General features: G+C 68.3%; 1 protein-coding gene. It reads left to right on the forward strand.

What is annotated here, in order from left to right; all coding sequences use genetic code 11:
• The coding region (locus LOK55_RS13925; protein ID WP_229935847.1) for an IS3 family transposase at positions 1 to 933 on the forward strand (933 nt) is incomplete at its 5' end.
• Positions 934 to 972: the final 39 nt, after the last annotated feature.

Consider the following 972-nt stretch of genomic DNA (forward strand, 5'->3'; position numbering starts at 1 on the left):
GGAGACGAACTGGTGAACCGCTTCCAGTTCGTCGAGGACCACAAGGACGCCTACGGCGTGAAGCGGTTGTGTGAGGTCATCGAGATCGCGAGGTCGTCGTTCTACGCGTGGCTGGCCGCAGCCCCGGGACGGGCCGCGCGAGCCGCGGACGACGCCCGGTTGGCGGCACGGATCCGGGTGCTGCAGGACCCCGCGCAGGGTGGTGACCGCGCCTACGGGGCACCGAGGATCACTGCCGACCTCAACGACGGCGTCCCCGCCGCCGGGCGGGTGAATCATAAGCGGGTCGCTCGGGTGATGCGGGAACACGCGCTCGCGGGGATCCGACTGCGCCGCCGGGTGAAGACCACGATCCCGGACCAGTCCGGACGGAAGTTCCTCGACCTGATCGGGCGGGACTTCAGCACCGGGGAGCCGAACCGCAGGTATGTCGGCGATATCACCTACCTCCCCATCGCGGACGGCAGCAACCTGTATCTGGCGACCTGCATCGACCTCGGGTCGCGCAAGCTCGCCGGCTGGCAGGTCGCCGACCACATGCGCACCGAACTCGTCGAAGGCGCTCTCCGCGGCGCGCAGCGCGACCGCGGATCGCTGGCCGGCGCAGTGTTCCACAGCGACCACGGCTCGGTCTACGCGTCGAAAGCCTACGCAGCACTCTGCGAGCAGCTCAAGGTGACCCAGTCCATGGGCGCGGTGGGCACGAGCGCCGACAACTCGCTGGCCGAGAGCTTCAACGCCGCGCTCAAACGCGAGCTCCTCCAAGGCGCGTCGGCGTTCCCCGATCAAGCCACCGCCTACCGGGCCGTGTTCCGGTGGACGAACCGATACAACACGCGCCGACGCCACTCCGCGATCGGCCAGATCACCCCGAACAGCTACGAGAACACCTACGCGGCCGCGAGATCAGCTACCCTCACGGAAGCGGCATAACCGAAATGACACCGTGTCCACGATCCGGGGTCAAGGCCC

It is taken from the genome of Microbacterium sp. F2E (assembly GCF_020905435.1).
In the GTDB taxonomy this organism is placed as follows: Bacteria; Actinomycetota; Actinomycetes; order Actinomycetales; family Microbacteriaceae; genus Microbacterium; species Microbacterium lacticum.